The 13,385-nt window shown below is 73.1% G+C and carries 9 protein-coding genes; 5 read left to right on the top strand and 4 right to left on the bottom strand.

The annotated features are described in order from the left end of the window. Positions 1-55 precede the first annotated feature (55 nt). Positions 56-1,714: an FG-GAP repeat domain-containing protein gene (locus tag K7C98_RS26960; protein WP_224194654.1), complete on the bottom strand. Its 1,659-nt coding sequence runs from the start codon at positions 1,712-1,714 to the stop codon at positions 56-58. 298 nt (positions 1,715-2,012) lie between these two features. Between K7C98_RS26960 and K7C98_RS26965 the strand changes: the two genes are divergently transcribed. Then, positions 2,013-2,666 (top strand): AraC family transcriptional regulator ligand-binding domain-containing protein, encoded by a 654-nt coding sequence (locus tag K7C98_RS26965; protein ID WP_224194655.1) that lies wholly within the window; start codon positions 2,013-2,015, stop codon positions 2,664-2,666. Positions 2,667-2,775: 109 nt separating this feature from the next. Here K7C98_RS26965 and K7C98_RS26970 read toward each other — a convergent pair whose 3' ends face one another. Then, positions 2,776-3,867, bottom strand: coding sequence for a DUF4241 domain-containing protein (locus tag K7C98_RS26970; protein ID WP_224194656.1), 1,092 nt, complete (start codon positions 3,865-3,867; stop codon positions 2,776-2,778). 303 nt (positions 3,868-4,170) lie between these two features. Between K7C98_RS26970 and K7C98_RS26975 the strand changes: the two genes are divergently transcribed. Next, positions 4,171-4,659, top strand: coding sequence for a hypothetical protein (locus K7C98_RS26975; protein WP_224194657.1), 489 nt, complete (start codon positions 4,171-4,173; stop codon positions 4,657-4,659). A gap of 102 nt (positions 4,660-4,761) precedes the next feature. Here the strand turns inward: K7C98_RS26975 and K7C98_RS26980 are convergent, their stop codons facing one another. Beyond that, positions 4,762-5,580, bottom strand: a complete 819-nt coding sequence (locus tag K7C98_RS26980; protein ID WP_224194658.1) for an arylamine N-acetyltransferase family protein — start codon at positions 5,578-5,580, stop codon at positions 4,762-4,764. Positions 5,581-5,868: 288 nt separating this feature from the next. Here K7C98_RS26980 and K7C98_RS26985 point away from each other — a divergent pair, with 288 nt between their 5' ends. The 3 genes from K7C98_RS26985 to K7C98_RS26995 all read left to right on the top strand — a co-directional run bounded on the left by K7C98_RS26985 (position 5,869) and on the right by K7C98_RS26995 (position 10,443). Further along, positions 5,869-6,576 carry a cobalamin B12-binding domain-containing protein gene (locus tag K7C98_RS26985; protein ID WP_224194659.1) on the top strand — a complete coding sequence of 236 codons (708 nt, stop codon included), beginning with the start codon at positions 5,869-5,871 and terminating at the stop codon, positions 6,574-6,576. Positions 6,577-6,874: 298 nt separating this feature from the next. Further along, a complete protein-coding gene (locus tag K7C98_RS26990; RefSeq protein ID WP_224194660.1) occupies positions 6,875-8,902 on the top strand; it encodes an ATP-binding response regulator in 2,028 nt (675 codons plus the stop codon). 5 nt (positions 8,903-8,907) lie between these two features. After that, entirely contained in the window at positions 8,908-10,443 is a 1,536-nt protein-coding gene (locus tag K7C98_RS26995) for an ATP-binding response regulator (protein ID WP_224194661.1), read from the top strand. 60 nt (positions 10,444-10,503) lie between these two features. Here the strand turns inward: K7C98_RS26995 and K7C98_RS43940 are convergent, their stop codons facing one another. Then, the gene (locus tag K7C98_RS43940) at positions 10,504-13,377 is read right to left on the bottom strand and encodes a serine/threonine-protein kinase (RefSeq protein WP_263429851.1); all 2,874 of its coding nucleotides are present in this window, start codon (positions 13,375-13,377) and stop codon (positions 10,504-10,506) included. Positions 13,378-13,385 lie beyond the last annotated feature (8 nt).

Below are 13,385 nucleotides of genomic sequence, written 5' to 3' on the forward strand. Positions count from 1 at the left end.
CGAATGGCCATCGGCGCGGTCGCCGACCGCTCTCCAGAGCGAAGGTGGCGGGCGTTCACCCCGGCGGGTCGCAGACGGCGCCGCCCTCGATCTGCGCCTGCGTGCGGAACGTGTTGAGCAGCTGCCAGTGCTTCGGCTCGCCGGCCGGGATGGTGCCGTCCTCGCGGACGTTTGTGACGTGATAGGTGTGCTGATTCCAGATCCGTCGCGCCTGGATCCACCGGTCCTCGACGTCGCGGATGACCTGAACGGTGGGCGAGGGCGGGCTGCCGTCGAGGGCCTGGTTGGAGACGACGACGATCTCGGCCGAGCCGTCGTTGTCCACGTCGGCGACCACCGGGAATTCGATGTACGTGAGGCTCGTGTGCGGGACCTCGAGCAGCGGGGCGCCGGCGCCGTCGAACACGAACAGGCTGTATTCGTCGGCGTACATGGCCTGGGCGGCGCCGGCGGCGATGAAGTCGAATGCGGTGCCGCCGGCGGCGCCGCTCTGGTCGAGGACGGGGGCCTGCCATTGAATGGCGGCCGGGTTGGTGTCGTAAATCGCGTACTGGGCGGCGGAGCTGTGCGAGAACTCGGGCAGGTCGTCGCCGTCGAAGTCGTGGACGGCGGCCGGGCGCAGCCAGATGAACGGGTGGTCGGGGTTGGCGCCGGTGAGCCGCAGGTCGAGGTGGCCGGGCTTGGTGGTGCCGTCGTGCTCGAGGATGCTGAGGCCGTTGCCGCTGGCGATGAGCACCTCGGGCAGGCCGTCCTCGTCGAGGTCGGCGACGTGCGGCAATCCTGCCACCGGGATGGCGTCGTTGGTGTAATAGTTGGTGCCGTCGTGGCGATAGGCGCTGTGCCCCCAGATGACCTCGAGGAAGCCGTCGTCGTCGAGGTCGGCGGCCACGGGGGTGGCGTAGGCCCAGGCGCCGTCGGGGACGCTCCACAGCACCTCGCCGGCGCCGCTCAGCACCGAGTCGGAGGCGATGATCTCGGGGTTGCCGTCGGCGTCGAGGTCGGCGACCGCGATCGCGCTGCGGGTGGCGGTGGCGTTGACGGGGACGGAGGTCCACTTGAGGGTGCCGTCGTGCTCGTAGGCCTTGACGACGTCGCCGTGGGCGAATGCGAGGAGCTCGGGGACGCCGTCATTGTCGATGTCGCCGAGGGCCGGGCTGGAATAGCCGTAGAGGGCGTCGGGGATCGAGTAATGCAATTTGCCGGTGGCGCCGTCGAGGACGTACATGTGCCCGGTGTCGGGCTCGACGCCGTCGCCGGGGCCGGCGATGATGACGACGTCGGGGATGTCGCACAGATCGATCTCCCCGTCGCCGTTGTCGTCGGTGAGGTTGGCGACCAGCGGCGAGACGCCGCAGAACACGTCGGGGCCCGCGCCGGGCCAGCTCCACTGGACCTCGGGGTTGAAGGCGTCGGGCGGGGCCTTGGCGCGGCAGCTGCCGGCGTCCTGATCGCCGGCGACCTTGCACAGGTTCGGCGGACCGCCGGTGGTGTCGGTGTCGGTGTCGTCGCCGTTGCCGACGTCGAACTGCACGCCGCCGGTGTCCGTGACGCTGGTGCCGTCGCTCTCGCTCGCGCCGCCGCTCGAGGTGGGCACGCCGGTGGAGGTGGGCGCGGTGCCCCCCGTGGTGGCCGTGGTCGCGCCGCTGGTGCTCGTCGGGGCGGTGACGGAGGTCTGGCCGGTCGGCCTGCCGTCGTCGCTGCACGCGGCGAGCACCGCGACCGCGGCCGCGAGAGAGCGGGCTGCGCCGCGAACGACACGGTCAGCACCGTGACGGGGACCGCGAGATGCCGTTCGGATGTCACGCATGATCGCAGGCAGGTTCCCCGCGCCGGCTCCGGTTTGCAAGCGCGTTCGGGGCGCGATCCCGGGCCGCTCCGTGGCGGCCCGGGCTGCGGGCGCAGAGCCGGCAAGCAGGTTCGCAGGGATGCCGGCGCCCACGGGCTCGTCGCCGCGCGCGAGCTCGGCGACCTCGGCTTCGAGGACATGATTTAATAGACATGTTTTTAAAAACATGGCCGAAGGGGGTGGCGACGCCGAGCTTCTTCTTCTTCGGCCTGGCCGGCCGCGACGTGTTCGTCCGGAACCCCGCTTCCGCGCCATCGACCTCGCGGTCCAGATCTGCGTCAAGCCCGGCCCCATCCCCTGCGCCGTGCGTGACGCCGTGCTCCGCCGCCTCCGCGCCGACGGTAGCGAGTCGTTCTCGCCGCCGCTATTCGCCGCGCTGTGCAGCCCGAACCTCCTCTGCGCCGCGCGGCGTGTCGCGCAATACAAGCGGCTCATCGGGCCCATGCGCATCGATGTCACCGAGGAGCGCGACGTGGTGTCCTTCGAGTTGACCTGGCTCGACGCGCCGCTCACGCCGCCGCCCACGCCGCCGCCCTCGTTGGTCGTGACCGAGCTCCTGTTCTCGGTCGTGATCGCGCGCATGGCGACCCGCGAACCCGTGCGTCCGATCGAGGTGACGACCACGGTGCTGCCGACGCCGATCGGGGCCTATGAGCAGTTCCTCGGCGTACGCATGAGAAGGGGCATCAAGCACCGTGTGTCGTTCTCTCCTTCCTGCTCGGCTTCTCGGAGCCGAACTCGTTTTACCGCGCCTTCCGGGCATGGACTGGAACGACTCCAGTCGAGGCCCGGCGCGCTGTTTGATCGGCGAGGCTGGTGACGACAGTGGGTCTGCAGATCTTCTTGGTGAAGCACTCAGCAACGAAGAGTCGGGGGTTTTGGAATGGACATGTTTTTAAAGACATGGCCGAAGGGCGTGGCGACGCGAGCTAATTCTTCTTCGGCCTGGCCGGCTTGACCGGCAAGTAGTGGAGCACGGCGCGCTCGAGCGCGTCCCAGTGCTCGGCATAGGTGGCGCCGATCTTGGCCGAATGGCCATAGGCGCGGTCGCCGACGGCGAGCGCGCTCTCGAGCGCCAGGGGCACGCCGGCCTTCCGGTGCTCGTTGCCGACGTCGAGGGTGGTGCGGACGCGCGTCCAGCGGAAGTGCGCCGAGCCGAGATAGGGGCCGCGCGACCAGGCCTGGACCTCGAAACACAGGCCGTCGCGGGCGTAGTTCAGCTTGAGCTCGCCCTCGTCGCTCTTGACCTTGTAGGCGGCCTCCGGGCCGGCGAACCCGCGCGCCTTCAAGGTCGCGCCGATGTCGCGGTCGATCGCCGCGATCAACGGGGCGAATACGTCGGCCACCTTGCGCAGCTTCTGCTCGGGCGTCTCCGGCTCCTTGAACACGCGGAAGCTGGTCACCACGCACGCGACCTCGCCGGCGTCGTCGAGGCCGAACCACGTCGGATAGCTGCCGTCGCCGTCGCCCGAGCGGAAGACGATGACGTTGTCGGCGGCGTGCGGGTCGGGGCGGTGATCGGTCCACAGGCCGCCGTGGCGCGCGAGCTCGTCGCGCAGGCGCGAATCGTAGTCGTTGGCGCGGGGGTCGGCCGCCTGCAGGGCCGCGTCGGCGGCGCGCAGGCGCTCGATCGCGGCGGCGTCGGCGAAGCTGCCGAGGCCGGTGCCGACGGGGTAGACGAACGACTCCCGCTCGCCGAGCGTGGCGGCGTCCTGACCGGGGATGGTCGCCAGCTCGAAGCGGACGACGGCGGTGTCGCGCAGGCGCAGCTCGGCGAAGCCGATCGCGGAACCGGACCTGGCGACGTACAGGTACACGGGATAGGTGCCCGCGGGGAGCGGTCGCAAAAAGGGGGCGCGCTCGGGCTGCATCAGCGCGTCGCAGGCGACGAGCTTGCCGCTGGTGATCACGAGCGCACCGGCCGACACGACCTCCTTCACGCCGGCTGCCTTCTTGCCCGCGAGGTGAGCGGTGCGCAGAGGGACGAAGGCGAGCGGGAGGGCGTGACGCGGCGAGGTCATGGGTGACGCGACGATACGCGAGCCCGGTCTCTTCGGGTTCCCGGGACGGGGTCCAATTGTTCCTCGTCGCCAGCGGAGCAAGTCTCACGCGTGCCCTCCAGGACATGCTCGAAGAGACAGAAAAAGCGGGAGTCGGGCGCGGGGATGTGAATCGTCGGGCCCGTCGGCTGCACCGACATGTTCGGTACTGCGGCGAGCCGATCCGGCCACGGACTTCGCACCAGCCGGAGGGGTGGACCCCGATGGTGGCCGGCGTCGCGTCCGTGCCACAACCACCGCGTGCGCGTCACCACGTTCCTTTCCATGATCGCCCCCGCCCTCGCGCTCGCCTGCTCCGCCCCCGCGCAGGACGCCGGCCCGCGCCCGGCCTCGACGCCCGCGCCTTCCCCCGCGCCTGCACCCGCTCCCGCACCGGAGCCCGCCGCCCAGTCCCCCGCGTCGTCCGAAGCGATCCCCGCCCTGACCGAGCTGCGCGAGACCAGCGACACGTTCATGCAGGCCCTGCTCTCGGGCACCCTGATCGAGCAGTCCGGCTGCCTGCGCGTGAGCCCCGACGGCCAGCAGCCCGGTCACCTGTTGATCTGGCAGCCGGGGTACACCGCCCGCCGGGCGGGCGACCGCGTCGAGATCGTCGACGGCACCGGAAAGGTGGTCGCCCGTGTCGGCGAGCCGCTGCGCACCGGCGGCGGCGGGGTCCCGATGAGCGACGCGTTGCGCCAGCAGCTGAAGGCGCCGCTCGACGCCGCGTGCGTCGGCCCGTACTGGCTCATGGGACAGCTGCAGGCCCTCTGAGGGCGGTCCGCGGGCGCGGCCGGCCGTCGTCCAGAGACGCCGATGGTGAGGACATTCGCCCTGCTGTGATTCGTCGCAGGCGTCCGGGCCTGGTCCCACGATTCAGCGCGGGAGTTGCTCGAGCGCGTGCTCGAGCTCGGGATCGTCGGGCAGGGTGATCGCGAATTCCTCGACGAGGACGCGCCGCAGCTCGTCGGTGGTGTCGAGGACGCGCCGCTCGGTGTCGCCGCCGAGGTGATGCACGGCGTAGTTGCGGTTCCTCAGCGCGTACCGGCGATCGGCGGCGGCACGCGCGGCGATCAGGCCGGTGCGGAAGTGCGAGCCCGGGTGGGTCGAGAGGAAGTAATTGGTGACCTCGTAGTCGGCCTGGAACTGCTCCTGCAAGTCGAAGCGGTACAGCGGCTGCCACTCGCCGCGCACCTGCGCCTCCATACGGAACGCGTCGTCGACGGCGACCAGGCGGAACGGCTCGTGCGGGGTCGGTTGTTCGACGTCGGCGACGAGCCGCAGGACGCCGGTGAGGGTGAGGCCGCCGAAGCCGACGTCGACGATGTGCGCCTGACCGTCGAGGTCGACGTGCAGGAGCATGTGGCTGCGCGGGGTGATGCGATCCGCGGGCTGGTTCCAGATCACGCGGGCCGCGAGGCCGCGCACCCGGAAGCCGAGGGCGCGCAGCACGTGGGAGAGCAGGAGGTTGTGCTCGAAGCAGTAGCCGCCGCGCCCGTCGTGCAGGAGCTTCTTCTCGAGGTCGGCGAGGTCGAGCGCGACCGGACGGCCGAGGAACGGGTCGAGGTTCTCGAACGGGATCGCGGCCGCGTGGGCGCGGACGAGCGCGGCCAGAGTGGCGAGGGTCGCGGCGCTCGGGCCGTGGTGGCCGATGCGGCGGAAGTAGGCGGACAGGTCGATCGCCGGGTGTTGCACGCCCGGACTCTACGCCCGAACCCGGGCCGCGAGAAGGCCGGCGGTGAGCGGGCCGGCGGCGATCACGGGGCGCGGAGCAGGACGGGGAGCGGCCCCCGGACGAGGGTGAGTGACGATGTCGAGGACGCGCGGCGAGTGGCGCGTCGGCTGGTCGCGGGCGCGCGTCCAATTGCCATGGCTGGTCGAAAGGACATGTGATTGAATCGCCGCGCTCGCGCCTGGGCGGGCGGGGGGCGCCGGACGGACGGCTCTGCGTGCGCCGCTCGGGCCGCGTGTCATGTTGTTCTCATGGCCAGAGCGCTGGAGACCGTGCGCGAGCAATACTTGAGGGCCCAGCTCGGCGGCGATCCGAAGGTTGCGATCGGCGTCATCGACGAGGCGCTCGCGGAGGGCCACACGGTGCGCGCGCTCCAGCGAGAGGTCGTGCAGGCTGCGCAGCGCGAGCTCGGTCGCAGGTGGCAAGAGAACAGGCTCAGCATCGCTCACGAGCACATGGCGACGGCGATCTCCCAGCGCGTGCTCATGCACCTGTTCGAGCGCGCGCTGCGGGCGCCCGCGCGCGGTGCGACCATTCTCGTCGCGTGCGTCGAGGGCGAGCTCCATGAGCTGCCGGCCCGGCTCGTCGCGGATTATCTCGAGCTCGGGGGCTTCGCCGTCCGATACTTCGGGGCCGACGTCCCGACCGACAGCCTGCCGGCCATCGTCGCCGAGGAGCCGCCCGCCGCGCTCGCACTGTCGGCGACGATGGCTTTCCACGCGCCGGCCCTGCGCGCCGCGGTCGAGGCGGTGCGCGGGCGCTTCCCCGCACTGCCGATCCTGGCAGGCGGCCAGCTGCTCGCGTGGTGCCCCAAGCTCGGCGCGGAGCTCGGGGTCCTCGTCGCCGGCGACGATCCCGACGAACTCTTGACGGCAGTCGAGCGAGCCGTGGAGCTCGGTCACGACTCCGGGCCGGCGACCGAGGCGGGCGAACGCGGGCGACGCCATGCGACGCGATGATCGCCGACGGCCGACGATTGCAGGAGCGCGATGCACAGTGGTCGCGCTCGCTGTCGGCCGCGCTCGCAGGTCCGCGGACGCCCGCCACCCGCGCGCGTCGTCGTCGACGCCGAGGCGCCGGGCTCGCCCACGAGCGTTCAGGACGACGAGGTCACCCCGAGCGTCACCGTCGACGTGCGGAACGGCCCGCACGCGCGGCGGTGCGTGAGCGGTTCGCGGGTCTTTGCGGGCGGTCTTCGCCGGCAGCGAGAGCAGGTGCCGCGGATCGCGGGCGAGGCGCAGCTCGTATGATTCGAGCGTGACCGGACCGCCCGCAGCGCTCGCCGAGGAGCTCAGCCACGAATTCACGGTCGGCTGCGCTGCCGATGGCACGATCCGCTGGCTCGATGCGCGCGCCGAGCGGTTGCTCGGGACGCGGCCGGGGACGCGCCTGCAGGACCTCTGCGCGCCCGGCACGGCGGACAAGGCCGACACGTTGCTCGGCCAGGGGCGCCAGGGCCGCCTCGACGGCTGGGAGCTCTCGCTGGTGCTCGGCGGCCGGCCTGTCACCGTCTCGTTCGCCGCGGCGCTCGACGCGGAGGGCCGGCTGTGGCTGATCGGCGCGCAGATCCCCGAGCACTTCACACGCGCCCTCGCGACCGTCGAGAAGGCGACGAGCGAGATCGTCGAGCTGCATCGCCGGCTCGTATCGCAGCACCGCGAGCTCGAGCGTCGCCACGAGGAGCTCGTCCGCGTCACCGGCGAGCTCGACGAGTCGCAGTGCGGGCTGCTGACGATGCACGCCGAGATCCGCGAGCACTCGCAGGAGATGCAGCGTCAGGCCGAGATCCGGCGCCGGGTGCTGGCGAGCGCGAGTCACGAGCTGCGGACGCCGCTGCACGCGATCCTCGGCCTCGGCGAGCTCCTCGCCGAGGGCGCCGACGGCTCGCTCAACGCCGAACAGCACAAGCAGGTCGAGTTCATCCGCTCGGCGGCGGCGGAGATGTTGCAGATGGTCGACGACGTCCTCGACCTCACGCGGGCCGAGGCCGGTCGCGCGGCGCTCCGCACCGAGCGCTTCACGATGGTCGAATTCATCGCCGCGCTGCGCGGGATGTTGCGCCCGCTCGCCCCGGCCGATGGGCCCGTCGCGCTGATCTGGGACGAGGCGGCGCGGGACGTGTTGCTCGAGACGGACCGCGGCAAGCTCGCCCAGGTCGTCCGCAACCTGGTGTCGAACGCGCTGAAGTTCACCGAGCGCGGGGTCGTCCGCGTGCGGGCCGAGCTCGACCGCGACGAGGACACCGTGCGGATCACCGTGACCGACTCGGGGATCGGGATCGCCGAGGCCGACCTCGAGCGGATCTTCGAGGAGTTCGTGCAGATCGACAGCCCGCAGCAGCGCCGCTTCAAGGGCACGGGCCTCGGCCTGCCGCTGTCGCGGCGGCTGGTCGAGGCGCTGGGCGGCGAGCTCGCCGTGACGAGCGAGCCGGGCGTGGGCTCGACGTTCACCGTGACGATCCCCCGCGTCCATCCGGAGGCCGCGGAGATGCGAGCGATCGAGGATCGCAGCCGGCGCGCGCCGGCCGGTCCGGCCTCCGTCCTGCTCGTCGAGGACGACCGCAGGACCTTCTTCATCCACGAGAAGTACCTCAAGCTGGCCGGCTTCGGCGTCATCCCGGCGCGCGACATCGCGTCCGCTCGCGCGGCGCTGGCGAGGACCCGGCCGGCGGCGATCCTGCTCGACGTCATGCTCGAGAACGAGACCTCGTGGGAGTTCCTCGGCGACCTCAAGCGCGATCCGGCGACGGCCGACATCCCGGTCCTCGTGGTCACGGTGGCGGACTACGAGGAGAGGGCCCGCGCGCTCGGGGCGGACGAGTTCTGGCTCAAGCCGCTCCGGCGCGAGCGCCTGCTCCGCAAGCTCGACGGCCTGGTGCGGCGGGGTCCGGCGCCGCGGGTGCTGGTCGTCGACGACGACGACAAGGCTCGCTACGTCCTGCGCCGACAGCTGCAGGGGAGCCCTTACGAGGTGCTCGAGGCGAATAGCGCGTCCGCGGGCGTGGCTGCGGCCAGGTCGCAGCGCCCCGACGTGATCCTCCTCGACTTCATGCTGCGCGACGAGACGGCCTTCGAGGTCCTCGACGCGCTCAAGACCGATCCGCGGACCCGCGCGATCCCGGTGGTCATCGTCACGTCGCACGTCCTCGACGACGCCAGCGAGCAGCGGCTGCTCGCGCAGACCGAGGCGGTGGTCCGCAAGCAGGACCTGTCCCGCGCGCTCGCCATCGACCGGATCCGCGACGCGCTCGCCAGGGCGGGCGGCGCGAGCATCAGGAGATCGTGAGGGCGATGAAGACGGACGACGCGGTCGCCATTTGCATCGCCAACGAGCGGGCCTCGGCGCGCTACGTCGCCGCCCGCACGCTGGCCCGCGCCGGCTTCCGCGCGCTCGAGGCGGCGTCGGGGGAGGAGGCCCTGGCGATCGCGCAGCGCGAGCGACCGGCGGTGATGATCCTCGACCTCGAGCTCGCGGACATCGACAGCCTCGAGGTGTGCCGGCGACTGAAGGAGGACCCGGTGACGGCGACGACGGCGGTGCTGCAGACGTCGGAGACGTCGGTGCCGCTGACGGAGCGGGTGCGCGGCCTCGAGGCCGGCGCGGACGCGTCGCTGACGCAGCCGTTCACCGCGGCGGAGCTGGTCGCGACGGTGCGCTCGCTGCTGCGGCTCAAGGCGCGCGAGGCCGCGGAGCGCCGCCGCGCCGAGGAGCTGGCCGAGGCCGACCGGCGCAAGGACGAGTTCCTCGCCATGCTGGCGCACGAGCTGCGCAACCCGCTGGCCGCCGTCGTCTCGGCGCACGCGGTGCTGTTCGCCTACCCCGCGCGCGAGCCCCGGGAGGAGCGGACCCGCCAGATCGCGCAGCGCCAGGCGCAGCACCTGATCCGCATCGTCGACGATCTGCTCGAGGTGTCCCGCGTCGTGCGCGGGAACATCTCGCTGCGGCGCGAGTGCGTCGATCTCCACGAGCTGCTGGCGCAGGTGACGAACCTCGCGGCGGGCAGCGACCGCCGGGTGTCGCTGCACGCCGCGCCCGGACCGATCTTCGTCGACGGCGACCCGACGCGCCTGTCGCAGGTCTTCTCCAACCTGCTCGACAACGCGATCAAGTACACGCAGCCGGGCGGGCGCATCGAGGTGTCGCTGCTCGACGACGGCGGGCAGGCGCACGTGCGCGTGCGCGACGACGGGGTCGGCATCGCCAGGGACGGGCTCGAGCACGTGTTCGATCTGTTCTATCAATCGCAGGTGTCGCTCGACCGGGCCGAGGGCGGCCTCGGGATCGGTCTCACGCTGGTGCGGGTGCTCGTCGAGATGCACGGCGGCACGGTGACGGCGCACAGCGCCGGGCCGGGCCGGGGCACGGAGTTCCACGTGGTCCTGCCGGGCGTCGCCACGGTGCGGGACGCCGCCAACAGTGAGCTCTACGTCGAGAGCGCGGCGCCGGGCGCGGGGCAGCGGCGGCGGGTGCTGATCATCGAGGACAACGAGGACATCCGGGTGCTCCTCGGCGATCTCTGCGAACAGTGGGGGCACGAGGTCGCGCTGGCGTCCGACGGGCCGCAAGGCGTGGCGCTGGCGCTTCAGCTGCGCCCGGATGTGGCGCTCGTCGACATCGGGCTCCCCGGCCTCGACGGCTGCGAGGTGGCGCGGCGGATCCGCGACGACCCGCGCGGGTCCGACACGCACCTCGTCGCCTTGACCGGCTACGGCTCGCAGGAGCTGCGCGCGGCCACGGCCGAGGCCGGGTTCGAGCTCCACCTGGTCAAGCCCGTCAATCCCGAGCGGCTGGCCCGGTTCATCTCGTCGACGTCGGCGGTGCATTGAGACACGCGGGCGCGGCTCGGACGAGATGTCCGAAGAGGCATGTGATGCGAGCGATCGCGCTCAGCGAGGGACCTCGGCGAGCAGCGCGGCGAGCTCGCGCAGCTCCGGATCGCGGGCGTCCGGGGCGGGCGGGGCCGGCAGGAAGGCGAAGGCGAGGTCGGGCGCGGGCTTCATGGCGCCGAGGGTGTGCGCGAGCGGATCGGGCTGGGCGTCGCGCGCGTCCGCGGCGGCGACGCGGGCGGCGAGGAGGTCGCGGGCGCGGGCGAGCGACGCACGGGCGGCCTCGAGGTCGCCGAGGGCGTGCTGACTGCGACCGAGCAGGGCGACGATCGGCAGCTGGGAGACGTGAGCGGCGCCGACGAGGGCCTCGCTGGCGCGCAGGGCCTCGCGCAGGCCGGCCTCGGCGTCGGCGAGGCGGCCCTCGGCGAGGGCGAGGCGGGCCAGCTCGACGTCGGCGTCGACGCGGCGCAGGCGGGCGATGCCGTGGCTGTCGGCGAGGCCGTCTCGGGCGAGGCCGAGGTGGTGGGCGGCGCCGGCGAGGTCGCCGCGGAGCGCGAGCAGGCGGCCGTGGGCGAGCGCGAGCGCGGGGGCGTGGCGGTCGTCGAGCGCGGATGACTCTTGCGACATGTCCTCGGCGACAGCCAGCTCGCGAGCCGCGCCGTCGCGGTCGCCGCGGGCCAGGCGGAGCTCGACGAGCGCGAGCTGCAGGCGGCCGCGACGGGCGAGCACGGCGGGGTCGGCGGAGGATTCGACGAGCCGGCGGGCGCGCAGCAGCGTCTCCTCGCCGCGGTCGAGCAGGCCGATGCCGACGTGGGCGCGGCCGAGGACGAGCAAGAGGTCGACGGCGAGGAAGGGCCGCTCGGGATGGACGGCGGCGATCGCCAGGCCGCGGCGGGCGGCGTCCGCGGCGGCGTCCCAGTCACCGAGGTCGGCCCAGGCCTCGGCGGCGACGGCGAGCCGCGGGAGCAGGCGGTCGGCGATGCTCGTGGTCGGGCCGACGAGCGGCTGGCGCCAGAACGGCACGCCGTCGTCGTCGCTGACGGAGCGGCGCAGGAGCTCGGGGAGGGGCAGCGCGGGCGAGACGGCGTGGCCGTCGATCAGCGAGAGCTGGGCCTGGCGCGCGACGCCCGTGGCGGCGCCGAGGACGATCTGCAGGTCGAGCGCGGCGAACGTCTGGTCGGGCAATTTCGCCGGGGCGGCCGCGGTGGCGGCGGCGAAGGCCGCGTCGACGGCGTCCCAGGCGGCGCGGCGCCGGCCGGCGGCGAAGCGGACGCGCGCGAGCGCCTCGTGTGCGGCGAGCGCGAGCGCCGGGTCCTGCGGGGCGGCGAGCACCTCGGCGAGGCGGGACTCGGCGCGGGCGAACTCGCCGGCGCCGGCGGCGAGCTCGGCGTGCAGCAGGCCGACGCGGGCGGCCTGTCGCTGCGCGCGCTGGTCGTCGCTCTCGGGGTAGCGGGCGGCGAGCAGGTGCGCGGGGTCGAGGCAGCGCGCGGGGTCCGGCGCGGCGAGGACGTGATGCAGGCGGACCGGCGAGGCGGCCTCGGCGGCGGCGGTGAAATGGATGCGGAGGTCGTCGCGGGCCTCGTCGAGGCAATGCTGCATCTGGCTCTTGAGCCAGGTCGATTCGGCGATCCGCGGGGGCGGGGCGACGCAGGCGGTGACGCGTTCGTCTCGCCAGCGGCGGGCGTCGTCCTCGAGGTGCTGGGCGACGCGGTCGGAATGGCGGGTGAAGGGATGGGCGGCGGTGACGTCGTGGGCGCGCAGCTCGGGGGGCCGGATCTCCGCCAGTTCGGCGTCGGCGGCGGCCTCGCAGGCGCGCGCGAGGCGGTGCTGCTGGACGTACGGGGCGGCGAGGCCGAGGGTCAGCGCGCCGAGGCCGGCGATAGCGACGCCGAGCCATCGCCGCCGGCGCGCGCCGTCGCGGTCGCGGCCGAGCTCGGCCAGCAGCGCGGTCATCGAGGGCCAGCGATCGGCAGGGTCGCGGGCGAGGCCGCGGAGCACCGCGGCGTGCAGCCACGCGGGCACCTGCGCGTCGGCCGGGGGCGCGACCGGCTGGCCGCGGTCGAGGGCGCGGTAGAGGTCGGCGATCGTCGGGCCGTCGTAGGGGCGCACGCCGTACAGCGCCTCGAACAGGGCGACGCAGAAGCTGAACTGGTCGCCGCGGGCGTCGCAGACGCGATCGCGGAATTGCTCGAGGGCCATGTACGCCGGGGTGCCGACGAGGATGCCGGTCTGGGTCAGCGCGTTCGTCAGCGCGGCGTCGGGGAGGGCGGAGGACGCGGGAGCGTCGTCGTCGGCGTCGAGGGAGCGGGCGAGGCCGAAGTCGAACACGCGCGCGCGGCCGTCGTCGCCGAGGACGACGTTGCTGGGCTTGAAGTCGCGGTGCACCAGGCCGGCGGCGTGGACCGCCGCGAGGCCGCGGCCGGCGGCGAGGAACACCGCGAGGACCTCTCGCCACGGGCGCCGGGCCTGACGCAGCCAGGCGTGCACGGTCTGGCCGGGCACGTACTCCATGGCGACGAAGCCGCGGCCGGCCGCGCTGCCGACGTGGAACACCTGGACGACGTTGGGGTGCGACAGGCGGGCCAGCGCGTGGGCCTCGCGGCGCAGGCGCGGCAGGTGCTGCTCGTCGTGCAGCAGCTTGAGGGCGACCTGGCGGCCGAGGCGGTCGTCGTCGGCGAGGTAGACGGTGCCCATGCTGCCGTGGCCGAGCTGGCGGATGATGCGGTAGTGGGCGAGATGCACGACCTGCGGCGGCTGGTCGAACAGCTCGCTGGCGAGGGCGGCCTTGTGGACCTGGTGCTCCGGATCGCGCGCGAGGTCGGGTCGCGGCAGCGGGGCCGCGGAGAACTCGCCGGACGCGTCGGGCTGGTCGTGGGCGGTCACGTCCGCCGTCTCGAGGTGGATGCGCTGCTGGGAAGTCGCTGCCAGGGCCATGTCGGTCT

The sequence above is a fragment of the Nannocystis pusilla genome, from assembly GCF_020073745.1.
In the GTDB taxonomy this organism is placed as follows: domain Bacteria; phylum Myxococcota_A; class Polyangia; order Nannocystales; family Nannocystaceae; genus Nannocystis; species Nannocystis radixulma.